Here is a 456-nt window from a genome sequence, read left to right on the forward strand (position 1 = left end):
AAATACCACCATGAATTAAATACGATTCCTTTACGCAAATTTACGTCAGTAGAAATGAATTTATTCTTCTCTATAGTATCTAGAATGCGTGACGTAGGCGATAAAAAAGTACAATTTACATTCGAACAATTAAAAGATTTAAGCAATTATAAAGCAACTGCAAATGTTCGATTCATAGATGATTTAGAAACAACGTATGACAAATTAATGGATTTACGTTTTGGTAGAAGAAGTGCTGACGGTTTGCAACGTGAACGATTTGTTTTATTTAATCAATTTAAAATCGATGGAAAAGCTGATATTCCTTTTGCTGAAATACAAGTCCATGAGAAAGCCTTACCCTTACTTAATAATCTTGAAGAATGGGTTCGATATTCTCTCCAACAATTCAATGAATTAGAAAGCAGTTATTCCAAAACCATGTTTAGATTATTAAAACAATACAGAACCAAAGGA

1 protein-coding gene is annotated in these 456 nt (G+C 30.9%); it reads left to right on the forward strand.

Annotation, left to right across the window (positions count from 1 at the left end; genetic code table 11):
• The coding region (locus GRC12_RS45040) for a replication initiation protein (RefSeq protein WP_208786158.1) at positions 1-456 on the forward strand (456 nt) is incomplete at both ends.

This window comes from Streptomyces griseorubiginosus, from assembly GCF_017614965.1.
In the GTDB taxonomy this organism is placed as follows: Bacteria; Actinomycetota; Actinomycetes; order Streptomycetales; family Streptomycetaceae; genus Streptomyces; species Streptomyces griseorubiginosus_B.